The sequence below is a fragment of the Micromonospora sp. NPDC085948 genome (genome assembly GCF_040686315.1).
Taxonomy (GTDB): domain Bacteria; phylum Actinomycetota; class Actinomycetes; order Mycobacteriales; family Micromonosporaceae; genus Micromonospora.
Genome location: NZ_JBFBJW010000021.1, coordinates 57,812 through 73,393 on the forward strand (window position 1 = coordinate 57,812; position 15,582 = coordinate 73,393).

At 71.2% G+C, this 15,582-nt stretch carries 16 protein-coding genes; 3 read left to right on the forward strand and 13 right to left on the reverse strand.

All coding sequences use genetic code 11. The features are described from left to right. Nucleotides 1-4 precede the first annotated feature (4 nt). Nucleotides 5-970: a WYL domain-containing protein gene (locus tag AB0O48_RS32995; RefSeq protein WP_365069800.1), complete on the reverse strand. Its 966-nt coding sequence runs from the start codon at nt 968-970 to the stop codon at nt 5-7. A gap of 93 nt (nt 971-1,063) precedes the next feature. Here AB0O48_RS32995 and AB0O48_RS33000 point away from each other — a divergent pair, with 93 nt between their 5' ends. After that, complete coding sequence (locus AB0O48_RS33000; protein WP_357573052.1) at nt 1,064-1,432, forward strand: VOC family protein; 369 nt, start codon at nt 1,064-1,066, stop codon at nt 1,430-1,432. Between the two features lie 289 nt (nt 1,433-1,721). On the opposite strand, the gene AB0O48_RS33005 is transcribed toward AB0O48_RS33000, so the two are convergent. The 9 genes from AB0O48_RS33005 to AB0O48_RS33045 form a co-directional block, all read right to left on the reverse strand. Further along, complete coding sequence (locus tag AB0O48_RS33005; RefSeq protein WP_365069802.1) at nt 1,722-2,978, reverse strand: sigma-70 family RNA polymerase sigma factor; 1,257 nt, start codon at nt 2,976-2,978, stop codon at nt 1,722-1,724. Nucleotides 2,979-2,983: 5 nt separating this feature from the next. Then, nucleotides 2,984-3,319 carry a YciI family protein gene (locus AB0O48_RS33010; RefSeq protein WP_357248742.1) on the reverse strand — a complete coding sequence of 112 codons (336 nt, stop codon included), beginning with the start codon at nt 3,317-3,319 and terminating at the stop codon, nt 2,984-2,986. An 84-nt stretch (nt 3,320-3,403) separates the two neighbouring features. Further along, nucleotides 3,404-4,015 (reverse strand): ATP/GTP-binding protein, encoded by a 612-nt coding sequence (locus tag AB0O48_RS33015; RefSeq protein ID WP_357248744.1) that lies wholly within the window; start codon nt 4,013-4,015, stop codon nt 3,404-3,406. Next, nucleotides 3,996-4,382, reverse strand: a complete 387-nt coding sequence (locus AB0O48_RS33020) for a DUF742 domain-containing protein (RefSeq protein WP_357248747.1) — start codon at nt 4,380-4,382, stop codon at nt 3,996-3,998. Before AB0O48_RS33020 ends, AB0O48_RS33015 begins: the two co-directional genes overlap by 20 nt. 5 nt (nt 4,383-4,387) lie before the next feature. Continuing rightward, complete coding sequence (locus tag AB0O48_RS33025; protein ID WP_357248750.1) at nt 4,388-4,807, reverse strand: roadblock/LC7 domain-containing protein; 420 nt, start codon at nt 4,805-4,807, stop codon at nt 4,388-4,390. 81 nt (nt 4,808-4,888) lie between these two features. Then, a complete protein-coding gene (locus AB0O48_RS33030) occupies nt 4,889-7,450 on the reverse strand; it encodes a nitrate- and nitrite sensing domain-containing protein (RefSeq protein WP_365069805.1) in 2,562 nt (853 codons plus the stop codon). Nucleotides 7,451-7,511: 61 nt separating this feature from the next. Further along, nucleotides 7,512-9,143 carry a prenyltransferase/squalene oxidase repeat-containing protein gene (locus tag AB0O48_RS33035; RefSeq protein WP_365069807.1) on the reverse strand — a complete coding sequence of 544 codons (1,632 nt, stop codon included), beginning with the start codon at nt 9,141-9,143 and terminating at the stop codon, nt 7,512-7,514. Continuing rightward, nucleotides 9,140-10,027 (reverse strand): terpene synthase, encoded by an 888-nt coding sequence (locus AB0O48_RS33040; RefSeq protein ID WP_357248759.1) that lies wholly within the window; start codon nt 10,025-10,027, stop codon nt 9,140-9,142. The genes AB0O48_RS33035 and AB0O48_RS33040 overlap by 4 nt, the downstream gene beginning before the upstream one ends. A gap of 18 nt (nt 10,028-10,045) precedes the next feature. After that, nucleotides 10,046-11,359 (reverse strand): cytochrome P450, encoded by a 1,314-nt coding sequence (locus AB0O48_RS33045; protein ID WP_365069809.1) that lies wholly within the window; start codon nt 11,357-11,359, stop codon nt 10,046-10,048. Nucleotides 11,360-11,795: 436 nt separating this feature from the next. On the opposite strand from AB0O48_RS33045, the gene AB0O48_RS33050 reads away from it, so the two are divergent. Beyond that, entirely contained in the window at nt 11,796-12,044 is a 249-nt protein-coding gene (locus AB0O48_RS33050; RefSeq protein WP_357069883.1) for a DUF2630 family protein, read from the forward strand. Nucleotides 12,045-12,085: 41 nt separating this feature from the next. Here AB0O48_RS33050 and AB0O48_RS33055 read toward each other — a convergent pair whose 3' ends face one another. From AB0O48_RS33055 to AB0O48_RS33065, 3 genes are all read right to left on the reverse strand, one after another. Then, on the reverse strand, nt 12,086-13,018 hold the full coding sequence (locus AB0O48_RS33055) for an RIO1 family regulatory kinase/ATPase (RefSeq protein WP_357256122.1): 933 nt from the start codon (nt 13,016-13,018) through the stop codon (nt 12,086-12,088). A gap of 309 nt (nt 13,019-13,327) precedes the next feature. Then, entirely contained in the window at nt 13,328-13,972 is a 645-nt protein-coding gene (locus AB0O48_RS33060; protein ID WP_357256121.1) for an HAD family hydrolase, read from the reverse strand. Nucleotides 13,973-14,037: 65 nt separating this feature from the next. Then, nucleotides 14,038-14,898: a carbon-nitrogen hydrolase family protein gene (locus AB0O48_RS33065; RefSeq protein ID WP_365069812.1), complete on the reverse strand. Its 861-nt coding sequence runs from the start codon at nt 14,896-14,898 to the stop codon at nt 14,038-14,040. A 78-nt stretch (nt 14,899-14,976) separates the two neighbouring features. On the opposite strand from AB0O48_RS33065, the gene AB0O48_RS33070 reads away from it, so the two are divergent. Further along, on the forward strand, nt 14,977-15,549 hold the full coding sequence (locus AB0O48_RS33070) for a helix-turn-helix domain-containing protein (protein ID WP_365069814.1): 573 nt from the start codon (nt 14,977-14,979) through the stop codon (nt 15,547-15,549). Nucleotides 15,550-15,582: the final 33 nt, after the last annotated feature.

The following is a 15,582-nucleotide window of genomic DNA, read 5'->3' on the forward strand; positions in this document are numbered from 1 at the left end:
CTGTTCAGGACATTGGTGACGGCGCGTAGTGGTGGGCGAGGTTGGTGGCGAGGTCCCGGAGGTGAGCCCTGGCTTCGGTGGGGCCGTGCACAGTGACGGCGTTCCCGAACGGCAGTAGTGCTCGCACGTCCTCCAGATTCAGGAAGCGGATTGTCACCTTGTGGCCGGTGGCGGATTCTTCATCGTCGTCCCGGACGAGTCGTAGGCCAAAGATCCGTTGCGCTCTCTCGATCTGGGTCGGGTCGATGGTGGCGCTGACCTCTATCGCGTGGCTGTGTTCCCACTGATCGATGAGCGCTGCAGCGACGGTGGCCAGGGTTTGGTTTTCGCGGAGCCGTCGTGGCTGGTCGACTTCTTGCCAGGTGGTGATCCGTTCGAGTCGGTACATCCGTGGCACTCGGGCACAGTCGGCGACGAGGTACCAGATGCCGGCCTTGGCGAGCAGCCCGTAGGAATCCACGACCAGGTCACGTGGGCATGGCTCGCGTGGGCTGTCGTACTCGATCCGTAGCTGGCGGCCTCGCCGCACTGCGCCGATCAGTGCAGCCGGATTCGTGCCGGAAGCTCGTGTCTGGTGCCAGGGACGGCTGTCCACGTGCACGACGTCGCTGAGCGGCAGGAGCTCATCAACGCGACGTGACTGTGTCGCGGCGAGCTTGGCGAGCGCGCGTCGGCTCTCGGCCGAGGTGTTGAGCTCCGCGCGTTGCTTCTCATCTAGCCCGATCAGCGAAAGATGATCATGCTCGCCGGGCGTGAGCCGCGTGAGATCGAGCCCGGACCCGGGCAGCATGGTCACGCCGCCGAGGCGGCCCCGGTGTGCGGTCACCGGCAGACCGGCGTCGCGGAGCCAGTTCAGGTCCCGGGTGATGGTTCGGAGGGAAACCCCGAGCGCCGAGGCAAGTTCCTGGGTGGTTGCGCCATCTCTCGATTCGAGCAGCAGCATCAGTGCGAAGAAGCGGTCCGGGTTCACACGCGAAGTTTTCCAGGAAATTGCGACACGATACGGCGCATATTCCGGCCAGGCTGGTGGATGCAGACCTACGACCAGTGAGAAGGAACAACCATGACCAGATCCTTCGTGTCCATCGTCTACGTGAACGACGCTCCCGCCGCAGCTCGTTTCTACGGCGACCTCCTTGACCTGAGCCCCTCGTTCGAGACTCCGGGATACATCACCTTTGACCTCGGGCCGGGCGCTGACCTCGCAGTGTGGTCTGGCCAGTTCGAGGATCTGTCGCCGGACGTCCCACGTACCAGTGAGGTTTGCCTGGCCATCGGCGGCGGTGGACCCGACGAGGTCAACGCGATCTTCAAGCAGTGGCGGTCCAAGGGGGTCACGATCCTGCAGGAGCCTCATGATGCGGGGTTTGGGCTGACCTTCCTCGCAGCCGATCCCGACGGGAACCGTATCCGGGTCGCACCGCGGGACTGAAAGGCCACGATGCGGCAGGCGCGCACCACAGGTGGGTGCCGGTCATCGCTGACCACCGCTGGCGCACAACATTTCCCCGAATGCCTTTCGGGCGGTGGGTGAACGGCGCTCGGACGTCTCCACGGCGGCCGACGTCGCCTTGGACGGCGAATCGCGCGCCCGCCTGCGGTGACGATGTCCTCGACGATGCGTTCGGCACCGGCGGCGTCGGCGCGGTAGTTGACGATCACCGACGCGCCCGCCGTGGCGAGGGCGGAGGCGAGGTGGGCCCCGCGGCTGACCCCCTGTCCTACCTGGCGAGTTCGGCAGCCCGCTTGAGCAGCGCGTGGCGTTCGGCGGCCGAGCTGACCGCCGCCGCCTCCCGGAACAGGGTTGCCGCGCGTATCCGGTCGCCCTGGCGGGCCACCAGATCGGCCCGTACGGCCACCGCGAGCGGGTTGCCGTCCAGCCCTCCCCCGGCGTGTGCCGCGTCGAGCAGGTCCAACCCGACGGCCGGGCCGTACGCGTAGCCGTGCGCGACAGCGCGGTTGAGCGCGACCACCGGTGAGGGGCGGATGTCGGCGAGCGCGTCGTAGGCCCGGGCGATCGCCGGCCAGTCGGTGTCGTCGGCCGAGACGGCGGTGGCGTGGCACGCGGCGATCCGCGCCTGCCACGCGTACGGCCCGTCGCGGCGTACCCGATCGAGCGCGGCCAGGCCCTCGGCGATGCCGGCGCGGTCCCACCGGTCGCGGTCCTGCCGCTCCAGGGTGAGCAGGGCGCCGGCGGCGTCCCGGCGGGCGTCGCGGCGGGAGTGCTGGAACAGGAACAGCGCCAGCAGCGCGGCCACTTCGGACTGCTCCGGCATGAGCCGGTCGAGGAGCCGGGCCAGTCGGACCGCCTCGTCGGCGAAGGCCGGCTCGCCGTCGGCGGCGTAGCCCCGGGTGAACAGCAGGTACAGCACGGCGAGGACGCCGGGCAGCCGCTCGGTCAGCGCCGGCCCACTTGGCACCCGGTACGGGATGCCGGCCTGCGCGATGCGGGTGCGCGCCCGGGTCAGCCGTCGGGTCATCGTCGACTCGCTGACCAGCAGGAGGCGGGCGATGTCCGCCGTCGGCACACCACACACGGTTCGCAACGTCAACGCCACCCGGGCGTCGAGGGCCAGCGCCGGATGGCAGCAGGTGAAGATCAGACGCAGTCGGTCGTCCACCACGTCCTGCCCCACCTCGGGCTCTGGCTGCGGATCGGTCGGCGTGAGCAATGCCAGGTCGTGCAGCTTGCGGCGCTCCACGCTGGCCCGACGCAGCACGTCGAGCGCCCGGTTACGGGCCACGGTCATCAGCCAGCCACCGGGGTTGGTCGGCACACCGTCGCCGGGCCAGCGTTCCAGGGCGACGGCCAGCGCCTCCTGGGCGCAGTCCTCGGCCAACGCCCAGTCCCCGGTCACCCGGATCAGGGTCGCGACGATCCGGGGGTACGCCTCGACGCCGGCGGCAGCGACAGCCTCCGCCGCCGCCGCGCCGGCCGGCGCCTGGATCCGCACCGGCCGGCGCTGCGAGGTGGACAACGTCGTCAGTCGCTCAGGTCCGCGAACGGGCGCAGCTCCAGTCGCCCCTCGCGGGCCATCGGGTGGGTGCGCGCCACCTCGATCGCCTCGTCCAGGTCGGCGCAGTCGAGCAGGTCGAAACCCACGATCACCTCGGTGGTCTCCGCGAACGGCCCCTCGGAGATGAGCAGCTCGCCGTCACGGACACGGACGGTGGTGGCCGCGCTGGTCGCCGCCAGCACGTTGCCGGTCAGGCGGCGGCCACGAGAGTCGTTCTCCGCCACCCACTTGTGGATGTCGGGCAACTCGGTGGGGTCGGTGTCCGGCTCGGTGTCGCTGCACACGAACATCAGGTACTTCATCTGGTCGCTCCCTGGTCTCTCGGGGTGTCGCCAGCATGACGATCGGGCGACCGTCTTCCGGACACCCTTCCCCGAGAAACCCGGTCAGTTCCCGTTGGCGGCGCGGCGGCGAGCCTCGCGGGTCTTCATGGCGTGCTCCATCAGCGTGACGAGCACCTCCTTGCTCGACTCGCGCTGCCGGGCGTCGCAGAGCAGCACCGGCACCCCCGGGTCCAGGTTCAGCGCGGCCTGCACCTCGTCGAGCCGGTACTTGCGGGAACCCTCGAAGCAGTTCACCGCGACCACGAAGGGCGTGCCCCGGCCCTCGAAGTAGTCGATCGACGGGAAGCAGTCGGCGAGCCGGCGAGTGTCGGCCAGCACCACCGCGCCGATCGCGCCCAACGCCAGCTCGTCCCAGACGAACCAGAACCGATCCTGGCCGGGCGTGCCGAACAGGTACAGCACCAGGTCGTCGCTGATGGTGATCCGGCCGAAGTCCATGGCCACGGTGGTGGTGGTCTTACCCTCCACCCCGGACAGGTCGTCGATGCCGACCCCCGACTCCGTCAGCACCTCCTCGGTGCGCAGCGGCCGGGTCTCGCTGACCGCACCGACCATGGTCGTCTTGCCCACGCCGAAGCCACCGGCGACAAGGATCTTGATCGCGGTGGGCAGTGGGGTCGCTCCCGCCGGCCGGTCAGAGTGCCCGTAGTCCATTGATTACCGCCTCGAAGATGCTGTTGTCGGGAAGGCCGGCCGTGGTGTGCGGCTCGCGAACCTGCACCAGGCTGCGAGCCGCGAGGTCACCGAGGAGCACCCGGATGGTGCCCACCGGCAGGTCGAGATGGGCGGCGATCTCGGCGACGGACTGTATGCGTTGGCACAGCCCGACGATCGCCAGGTGCTCCGGGCCGAGACCGATCTCCGGTGTGACCTCGGCTCGGGTCGCGGTGACCAGGGAGATCAGGTCGAACGTGCCGGTGATCGGACGGGCCCGTCCGCGCGTCACCGCGTACGGCCGAACGACCGGACCAGCATGGTCATCCACCCACTGCTGGCCTGCGGACTCCCCCTGGACCGTCATCACCGCTACCTCTCGCCGGCCGGCTGCTCGGTGCGGGACGGCGACGCGACGTACTTGCCGACGCGGGTGACGAGCATCGCCATCTCGTAGGCGATCAGCCCGACGTCGGCGTCCTCGCTGGCCAGCACCGCCAGGCAGGCGTTACGGCCGGCCGCGGTGACGAACAGGAACGACGACTGCATCTCGATGATGGTCTGCTGCACCTGCCCGCCACCGAAGCGCTTACCCGCGCCCCGGGCCAGGCTCTGGATGCCGGCCGCCATGGCAGCGAGGTGCTCGCCGTCGTCCCGGCTCAACCCCTGGGAGGAGGCCATCAACAGGCCATCGGTGGAGAGCGCGACCGCGTGCTCGGCCTGCTTCACCCGGCCCACCAGGTCATCCAGCAACCACGTCAGGTCGGCACTCGAAGCCGTCTTCTGCACCACTTCGTCGTCCTCTTCTCGCCCGGCTGTGCGCCGTTCTCGTCTCGGGTTGACCGTCACACCGCGCGGAAAACCAGCGCTTGGTCAGGTCGCTTTCGGGTCCTCGTCGGTCTGCTCGGGGGTTGACGCCGTCGAGGTGCCGGAGGTGCCGCCGAGCAGCCGCGCCGCGTCGGTCCGACCACGCCGGGTGCCGGTCTGGTACGAACTCATCATTCGGCGCACCTGCTCCGGGGCGCGTACCGCATCCAGGTCGTCGTCGTCCTCGGTCGCGGCCGGGTCGTCCCGCAACTCGGGGACGATGTTCGCCTGTCGGACGCGGACGGGTAGGCCCGAGTCGGTCCGGACCGCCTCGGCCTCGGTGGCCTGGGGACCACCGTCGCTGGCCGCGTCCGGCACGTCGCGGCTCTCGGTCGATCGGTTGCCGTCGACCGCGGGCAGGCCGGTGGGCACCGTGGGGGCCTCCAGGGCTTGCAGGCCCGGGACGCGCCGGGCTCGGGTGGAAAGCTCGGACCTGTCGGTGATCGGGACGGTCCGCTGCCGGGTGGGCAGGCCGCCGCCCTCGTCGGCCACGACCTCCGGGGTGGCCGTCTCGTCCGACACCGGTGCCGGCGGGGTCACCGCTTCCGGCGTCTCGCGGGTGCTGGTCGTCGACGCGGCAACCGCGACCGGCGCGAGGATGGCGGGGCGGCCACTGGTGCCGGACGGCCCCGACGGCAGCGGGATGGCCGAGCCGGAGCGGATCTCGCCCGAGTCCTCGACGCCGACAGTGTCCTCGGTGACGAGCTCCAGTGGGATCAGCACGACCGCGGTGGTGCCGCCGTACGCGGACTCCTTGAGCCGCACCCGTACGCCGTGCCGCTCGGTCAGCCGGCTCACCACGTACAGCCCGAGGCGGGTGGCGTTGGCGAGGTTCAACTCGGACTGGTCGACGATGCGGTGGTTCGCCGCGGCCAGATCCTCCTCGCTCATGCCGAGGCCCCGGTCCTCGATCTCGATGGCGAACCCGTTGGCCACCACCTGGCCGCGAACCTCCACGGTGGTGTGCGGTGGGGAGAACGAGAGGCCGTTCTCGATCAACTCGGCGAGCAGGTGGATCATGTCGCCGACCGCGCGGCCGGCGAGCGAGACCCGGCCGAGCGGCAGCACGTTAACGCGGGTGTAGTCCTCCACCTCGGCCACGGCGCCGCGCACCACATCGACCATCGGGACGTTGCGCCGCCAGGCCCGACCGGGGGTGGAGCCGGAGAGCACGATCAGGTTTTCCGCGTTGCGCCGCATCCGGGTGGCCAGGTGGTCGACCCGGAAGAGGTCCTCCAACTCGTCCGCGTCGTGTTCGCGGCGCTCCATCGCGTCGAGCAGGGTGAGCTGGCGGTGCACGAGAGCCTGGGTGCGGCGGGCCAGGCTGAGGAAGACCTCGCGGACGTTGCGACGCAGGTCGGCCTGCTGGACCGCGGTACGCAGGGCGGTCTCCTGGACCGCGTTGAACGCCTTGCCGACCTGGCCGATCTCGTCGGTGCCGAATTCCAGCGGAGGCGCCTCGGTGGCCACGTCGACATCCTCGCCACGCCCGAGCCGCTCCACGACCCGCGGCAGCCGCTCGTCGGCGAGCTGCCAGGCGGCGTCGCGCAGTCGGCCCAACTGACGCAACAGGGTCCGTGCCGTGGTGATCGAGACGACGATGGAGGCGATGACGGCGAGCAGACCGAGACCGGCGGCGAGCACCAGCCGGATGACCACCCAGACCGCCACCGGGGTGGCGCGCTTCACCAGAGCGTCACCACCGGCCAGGACGACGGCTTCCTGCTCCTGCAGGGCGGGATCGATCGCGGCCTGCCAGGCGTCGGCCTCGACCGGCGGCGGCGCGTTGGGGCGACCGCCGGTGACCATCCGATCTTCGAGGGCTCGGAGGCGGGTGAAGGCCTGCCCCTCGGTCATCTGGACGTAGCGCCCGCGGTCGGCGTCCGGCAGCTCGGCCAACGCCTCGGCGACCAGGAACCGCTGCGCGCCGACCAGATGGGCGAACTGGGTGTACTCCGGGGTGCTGACCCTACCGGCGGCGGCCATCCCGGCGAAGAGGGCGTCCTCTTGCGACATCAGCTCCCGCACCCGGACGAGCCGGGTGAGGTTGACGGTGTCCTGGGCGATCTGCTCGTCGTCGAGTTGGCCCATGGCCGCGTACACCCGGAACAGCGAGTCGAGGACCCCGGTGTACGCCGCGGCCGCGCCGGACCGGTCCACGGAGCCGGAGACCACGGCCACCCGCATCTCGCCGAGTCCGTCCAGTCGGGCGACCATCTCGTCGATCCGCCCGATCAGCTCGTCACTCGACGCGAACCGGGCCCGCCAGCTGCGGGCCGACTCGGCGAAGGCGGTCGCCCTCTCCTCGCTGCGCTCGTGCTGCACCTGCAACTGCTGTGCCAGGCCCTGGTCGCGGCGGCCAAGGTAGACCACCGACATCCGACGCTCCCGTTGGAGCTCGGTGAGCAGCGACTCACTTGGTTGCGCGACCTGCGCGTCGAGCGTCTGCGCACCGAGCACGTTGAAACCGTCGCGCAGGGTCACCCAGGCCGCGAACGCCCAGAGCGCGGCGAGCGAGACCAACAGGGCCACAATCTTGGTGCGCAAACTTGCACTGCGGGAAGCCATCCCACCCGTCCCTCGACCGATTCGATTGGCTGAATGAGCCCAGCCCCCGGCCCGGCGCACGCTAGCAGTGTCCGGAATTTCCCTCAAGCGGTGCAGACCAACGGCTATCTGAGATATGGGCGGAACCGCTCAGCCGCGCCGCAGCTGACGCTCGGGCGGCCGCCACCGCCGCTCGGACTATCACCGTTGGATGATAGAGATCCTTGTCATGCCACAGTGGAGTGTCGGTGGCCTCGTCCTGCATTGTGGACAGTCGGCGGGCTGCGACGACCCCTGCGGCCTGGATCGTGGGTGATGGCGGCGCTGCCAGCAACACGAGTAGTCCGTAGGCGGTCTCCTCCGGCGTGCTACGCCATCGCCCCCAGGAACCGTCGGCCCGCTGGCTGTCGAGCACCCAGGTGACGGCCCGCTGCACCGCCGCGTGGGCCGACGGGCCGCCGTACTCCCGAAGCGCCAGCACGACGCAGTAGGTGGCGTAGTACGACGAGGCGTGCCACCGATCCGACCATCGACCGTCGAGCTGTTGCCGGTCGAGCAGCCAGCCGGTGAGCCGGCGCAGCACCGGGGCCGCGGCGGGGTCGTCGCCGCCCAGGCACCGACCGAACGCCTCCAACACGTGCGCGTTCGTGGTCACCGACGAACCGTCCTCGCCCTGCCAGGTGCCGAAGTGCTCACCGGTGTCGAAGCGGCTCAGGCACGTCGGATCGGTGGCGTGGCCCAGGAGGGCCAGCGTGTACAGCGTCACCGCCGTCGTGTCGGCGTCGGTGGGCAGCCCCGGCCCGGTGGCCGCCCCGTCCGGTCCCAGCGCCTCGCGCAGCGCCGCGGTCAGCTCCGGTGGCACCGCCGGGAGCACACCGGCGCGCGCCAGGGTACTCAGCGCCCACCCGCGTTCGAACACGGTGATCGGAGTGGCACAGGGAACCGCTCCATCGTGCTCACCGAGCACCCGAATCAGGTAGTCCAGCGGGGCGGATTGAGTACCGTCGGGGTCACCGAGCCAGGCTGCGGTGGCGGCCGGCGAGGCGCCGACCGGGCCGGCGGCGGTCGCGGTGACACCTTCCGCTCTCCGGGCGGCCGGTCCGAGGATCTCCAACGCGTGCAGCAGCTTGGGCGGAATCGGCCGACCGGATCCGACCAGCTGGCGTACCCGGTCGAGCCGCTGCCGATCCAGCCCGTCGGGCATCGGCGGCGCGCCGGCGCCGCGCCAGCGGGCCAACTGCGTCGGCGGGTCGTCGAGTTGGTCGGCGATCCGGTCGACGAGGGCCGGGACGATCAGGTCCACGGCCGGCAGGTCCGGCACGGGGCAGGTAGCCGGGCCGGCGGCCCGGTCGAACAGCAGTCGCAACCCACGGTCGACGGCATCGTGCACCGCCACGGAGGACCAGCCCACCGGCTCGTCGCGCAGCAACGCCGCGATCAGCCCCTCCACCGCGCTCAGGGTGGGCACCAGGGCGTACCCGTCCGGCCCGCCCCAGCCGCCGTCGGGGCGCTGCCCGGCAAGCAGGTACTGGATCCGGTCGGCGTGTCGTGGCAACCAGGGCGCCAGGGAGACCAGCCGGGCGGTCTCGTACGGCGACGCGGAGGTACGGCCGGACGGGTGCCGGCTCAGCTCGGCGATCACCTCGTCGACGTCGCCCGCCGGCCCGGGACCTTTCGCCGCGCCGGTGTCCTGGACCAGGGCCCCAGTGCTCACGACACTCCCCAGAAGTCGGTGCTCCGGTAGAAGCCGGTGGTGTAGCCGAGTTGCTGGGTCAGGTACTCCGCCTCCCTGGGGCAGTCGTCCCGCAACTCCTCCAGCAGCCCGGTCGCCTCCACGACCAGGCGCTTCAGCTCCTGTTCCACAACCGACCGGTCGTCCACCAGCATGATCGCGTTCAGGTCGCCCCAGCGGAGGTCCCGCTCGTAGGTGCCCAGGTCGTTGACCAGCCGGAGGGCGCGTTGCACCGCGTCACTCACGACGACCAGCCGGTCGAGTTGAGCCTCGGTCTCGGCCGCGCCGGTCCGGATCCACTGCACGACGTTCACGAGGGTGCTGGCCAGGTTGTCCGCGTTGTCCAGATACTCGGCGAGGGTGGGCCGCGGTGCGAGGTCGTCGCCCATCGCCGTCTTCCACTGCCACTCCCGCCGCATGGCCAGCAGGCTTCGACGCGCCACCGCCCGCCATGCCCCGCCGAGCCTGTCAAAGGCGGGCGCGGCAGCGAGATCGGCGTGCAGAACGGCGAGGAACCGGCCCAGCGGATCGTCGGCCAGCGGCGGTGCGCCGTCCGCAACCCGAAGCTGCCCCTGCACCAGCCGGTCGACCTCGGCGGCGGACGTGGCCAGCCGGTCCACCTGCCAGTCCAGCGCGAAGACCCAGAGCACCGCCCGATTGGTCAGTCGCAGCTCGGCGGTCGAACACCGGGGCGCGCTGAACGCGGTGACCATCGCGATGGTGCTGGTCAGCGCGCCGTCGAAGGGCCCTTCCGCGAAAAGGTCCGGATGAGCCGTCAGACACCGTTGCAGGTCGCGTTGCCCCTGGGCGGCGAGGGCGCAGACGCGCCCGTGCTCGGCGGCCTGCCGTAGTTCGTCTGTGATCACGTGAGATCGTGCCACCATTCAGGCCAGCGCCGGCTGTCGATGGGGGGTGAGCAGCAGCGGCACGCGTTCCCTTGGTCGCAGCGACGCGGCCAGCTTCGCCGACGGCATCCCGGGCGTGCAGAGCCGGTATCGGAATCGGCTGAGCAGGGTCGCCACGATCAGTGGCGCCTCAAGCTGGAAGAGGTACTGGCCGATGCACTGGTGGGCGCCGCCACCGAACGGGTAGTAGGCGTACCGGTGGGCGCGCCGGGGAGCGTCGGGCGCGAAGCGTTCCGGTTCGAAGACCTCCGGCCGGTCCCAGAAGCGGGCCAACCGCTGGGTCACGTACGGACTGAGGATGATCGTGCTGCCGGCCTTGACCCGGGTGCCGTCGATGACGTCGTCAGCGACCGCGGTGCGGGGCACCAACCAGCCGGACGGGTAGACGCGGAGGAGTTCGTCGAGCACCATCCGGGTGTAGCGCAGTTCGTCGAGCTGCTTTTTGTCGATCACGTCGCCGGGGCCGACCACACGATCGATCTCCTCGTAGAGCCGCGCGGCCACGTCGGGCCGTTGCTCTAGCAGCGGGAAGAGCCAGGTGAGTACGACGTACGTGGTCTCGGTCGTGGTGGCGAACGTCGACACCAGGTCGTCGCGTACCCGCTGTTCGTCGAGCTTGCGACCATGCGCGTCCCGGGCCCGGGCCAGCGACGCGACCATGTCGTCGCCGCCGTCGTCCTGGTTTTGCGCGGCAGTGACCAGCGGCAGCAGAATGTCGTCGATGTTCCGGACCGCCTGCCGGAAGGCGCGGTCGCCGGGCATCGGCACGGCGTCCGGCATGAACGGGGTGAGCAGCCGGAAACGCAGTGCGTTGGCAACGGTGTCCTGTTCCGCGACGACCCGCACGGCGTCGGCGACGCTGATCCGGTTGCCGAAGAAGACCCTGACGACGGCCTGGCAGATGATCCTGGAGATCTCGCTGGCCGCGTCGACCGGTTCGCCGTCGCGCGCCGGAACGTTCAGCTCGTCGACCGCATCGCTGATCGCCCCGCTCAGGTCGCCCACCGCGGCGTCCAGCCGTTTCGGGGTGAAGTGGACCTGGAGCCGCCGGCGGCTCGCCTCCCACTTCGGGCCCTCGGAGAGGATGCCGTCACCGCCGAGCTTCTTGACCGACTGCCACAACATGCTGTCGCCGGCCCGGGTGTAGTTGGCGGCGTTGTCGCGGAGCACGTACTGGACGTGTGCGGGCTCGGTGACCAGGTACGGCCGGATCGTGCCGAGGTTCAGCTGGACGACCTGCCCGGGCGACGCGTCGGCCAGGCCGACCAGCGTGCCCAGTGGATCACGGAGCAACCCGGGTAACGTGCGGCGGAGGGTGGCCACGTGTGGACCACGCCGTCTCGGGGTGGTCGGCTCAGTCATCATTCACCTGCAGGGGGTCCGTCCTCTCCGGTGGCACCGCACTGCGGGTCGCTTCGTGCTGCCTCGGAACGATGGCGCGTGACCATCAGGCAGAGCATCCCATTCACGAATCCGCTTCACCAGGACGCCGACCGGGAAGACTTTCGCGTTGGTCGAGCGATTTGCGCCTTTGATCCGGACGGGCGCGGCCCATCCGCGAGAATCCCGCAGGTGACGCCCCATGATGAGCAGGGCGTGAAACAATCCGAACTGAGCGTGAAAAACGGCACATTGACGCGCCGTTGTCGGTGTGGTCCAGCCGACGACCGCCGCGCGACAGGGGTACGAATCCCGGCGCTTCCAGGGCCGCTGTGCCAGGCTCAGGAGCATGGACGACAAGACCATCCTGAACCGGATCACCGAGCTGGTCGACGAGGAACACAAGCTGCGGGCGGACGCCCAGGCCCACGAGTCGGGCACCGAGGGCGAGACCAGCGAGCGGCTGCGCGCCCTGGAGGAGTCCCTCGACCAGTGTTGGGACCTCCTGCGCCGCAGGCGGGCAGCCCGGGACACCCACGGCGACCCGGACGCACAGGGTGAACGACCCAAGCCCGAGGTGGAGCGCTACCTCCAGTGACCCCGGCGGGTCGGGCGGCCCGGCCGCCCGACCCGCTCCGATCAGCGCAGGCCCGCCTCGTGCAGCAGCTCACCTGTCAACAGGCCGGGGTCGACCTGCTCGGCGGGCAGGCCACGGGCCGCGAACCAGGTGCTGACCACCCGCACGTCCCGGGCCAGGAACTCCGGCCCCTGCGGGTTCGCCACCACGTCGACCACCTGCGGCAGGTCGATCACCACCAGGCGGCCCCGGTGCACGAGCAGGTTGTACGGCGACAGGTCGCCGTGCGCGTAGCCGGCACGGGCCAGCACCCGCAGCGCCTCCACCAACTGGCCCCACAGGTCGCGGAGCTCGGCCGGATCGGGTCGCAGTTGTGCCAGCCGGGGCGCCGCCTCCCCCGACTCGGCGTCACCGACGAACTCCAGCATCAGCTCGGTGCCCCGCAACTGCACCGGGTACGGCACGGCGATCCGGTCGTTCCCGGCGCTGATGTCCCAGAGCCGGGCCAGGGCGGCGAACTCGGCGGCGGCCCACTGCCCGGCGATCATCTGCCGGCCGAACGCCGTCCGGCTGGCCATGGCCCGGTTCTCCCGGGAGCGGCGCACGCGGCGGCCCTCCAGATAGCCGGCGTCCCGGTGGAACAGGCGGTGCTCAGGCTCGCGGTAGCGCTTGACCGCCAACAGGCAGGACCTGTCGGTGTCGGGTACGGCCCGGCGGACCAGGTGGACGTCCGCCTCCTTGCCGGTCTTCAGCACACCCAACTCGGTGTCCTTGGCGGCCAGCTCGGTGATCAGCCAGCCCGGGTGCGGCTGGGGTCCGTGGACGGCGTCGTCCCAGGACGACCAGCGTTCGCCGGTGTCCGGGTCAGGGGCGCTGTCCGGGTCCGCGGGCGGCTCGGTGTGCCGCCCGCGCTTCAGAAACTGCGGTTCGTCGTCGTCGAAGCGGCTCTTGCCGCGGCTCCGGCGCTCCAGCGCCGGAAGGTCGTGATCGCGCACTGTGGTGAGATTCCCTTGGTCGAGGCTGAAGAAGGCAGCTGACAGCGAAAGGCGACGACGGCCATGGCCGACCTCCTTCTCCCTCGACCGGGCACACGCCCGGGATGCACCATGCGCGGACAATGCTCGCCGCAGCCCGTCGGCGGGTCAATCGAATTACTCCCGGACACCGCCCACGCGCCGCCCGACCGGGATCCGAGGCAGCAACATCGGGGATGTTGCCGCCTCCGCGCGTCCCGAGGCAGCAACATCGGGGATGTTGCGCGAATCTTGGGGCGGGCGCGCGAGGCGGGCGCGCACGGCGGGCGTTCAGCGGGCGAGGATGGTGGCGACCGCGGCGATCAGCCCGTCCGCGGTGCGGCTGGGCGCGAACCGGACGTCCGACCAGGAGCGCCCGCGGTGCAGCCAGACGCTGGGCAGCCCGACCGCGGCGGCGCCACCGATGTCCGCCTCCGGGCTGTCGCCGACCACCCAGGCGCCGCGCAGCGACATCCGGACCCGCTGGGCGGCGAGCGCGAAGATCCGCGGGTTGGGCTTGCTGACCCCGCACTCCTCGGAGATCACCCAGTCCGCGACGTAGCGGTCCAGGCCGGTCCGGCGAATCTTGGCGTCGTCGACACGTACCGTGCCGTTGCAGACCACCACCGGCACCCAGCCGGCGTCGTCGGCGATCCGCAGCGCGCAGGCGGTGAGCGGGTCGAGCCGGGTCTGCGCCACCACCCCGTCGTGCAGCTCCTCCACCAGGTCGATCGAGGGGATGCGCAGCTCGTAGCGGTCCCGGATCGCGTCGGCGAGATCCCAGCGGTCGGTCAACCCGTCGGCGTCGATCGAGACCAGCCATTCGATGTCGCTGGGGGGCGCGCCGATGCCGTCCAGGAAGCGCTCACCCCAGCGGCGGAACGGCCCGGCCCGATCCAGCAGGGTGTTGTCCAGGTCCAGCAGGAGCAGTGGCACTCGGGCACCCTACGGGACCGATGTGTCCGCCAACAGATGCAGCGGGTACCGACCTGACGATGTGCTCAGCCGGACATCGACGACCGGGGGCCGCCCTGGTCCGCGAGCCGGTCGGCGAGCATCGAATGGGCCGACCGGGTGGCCGCGAGCACGGTCGGGTCCAACGTCGCCACCAGCACCGCCGTACCGTCGTCGGCACCCCGGTCCAGCACCCGTCCCTGCGGGTCGTAGATCGCCGCGCCGCCGTTGAACCGCCACGGGTCGACGCCGCCGACCGCGTTGGCGAAGACCACGAACATCGTGTTGTCCAGTGCTCGCGCGGCGTAGTAGAGGTCGCGGCGGTGCTCGGAGCCGGCCAGGTATCCGCTGGGGCACAGGTAGGCGTGCGCGCCGTCGAGGGCGGCGGCCCGGCCGTGCTCCGGGAAACAGCCGTCGTAGCAGATGCCGAGGCCGAGCCGCCAGTCGTCGACGAGCAGCGTGGCACCCCGGTCGCCGGCGCTGAACAGGTCGCGTTCGTCGCCCCAGAGTTGCTGCTTGTCGTAGCCGACCCGGATCGCGCCGGTCCGGTCGACCACCAGCGCGGCGATGGTCCGCCGGCCGTCCGGGTGTCGGGCGGCGACACCGACCAGCACGGTGACGCCGGCCTCGCGGGCCGCGGCGCGCAGCGGGTCGAGGCGGGGATCCGCGACCATTCCGCCCGGGTCGGCCGTGACGTCCGTGCCGGCCGGGTCGGCGGCGAGGGTCGGCGGGTGGTACGCGCAGAGGAACAGCTCCGGCAGGACGGCCACCCGGGCGCCCCGGTCGGCGGCTCGGCGAACCAGGTCGGCGGCGGCGACCGCGTTTCCGGCGACGTCTCCCGGCGCGGGCGTGGCCTGGATGGCGGCCACGGTCAGCGGGGCGGTGGGCACGGGGCGGGGCAGGGTCACCGGGCGATGGTAGACGGGGGCATTCCAAGCCGTACGTACGGTTTGCACGCCCCCGGGGTGACCTGCGACGATCGACGCGTGCCCAGAGTAAGCCAGGACCAGCTCGACGCGCGCCGGCAGGAGATCCTCGCCGCCGCACGGGCGTGTTTCGCCCGGCTCGGCTACGAGGGAGCGACCGTACGCCGCCTCGAGGAGGCCACCGGCCTGTCCCGTGGCGCCATCTTCCACCACTTCCGCGACAAGGACTCACTCTTCCTGGCCGTCGCCGAGGACGACGCCGCCGCCATGGTGGAGACGGTGGCCCGCAACGGGCTGGTGCAGGTGATGCGCGATCTGCTCGCCCGGGCCATGTCGCCGGACACCACCGGCTGGCTGGGCAGCCAACTGGAGGTCTCGCGCCGGCTGCGCACCGACCCGGCGTTCGCCAAGCGCTGGGCCGAGCGGTCCGCCGCGATCGCCGAGGCGACCCGCGACCGGTTGGCGCGCCAGCGTGACGCCGGAGTGTTGCGCGAGGACGTCCCGATCGACGTGCTGGCCCAGTTCCTGGAGCTGGCCTACGACGGCCTGGTGCTGCACCTGGCGATGGGCCGACCGGCCGGTGACCTGGGGCCGGTGCTCGACCTCGTCGAGGAGGCCGTTCGCCGTCCCTGACCGCGTGGGCACCGGTCCGCCGACCGTGGCGAC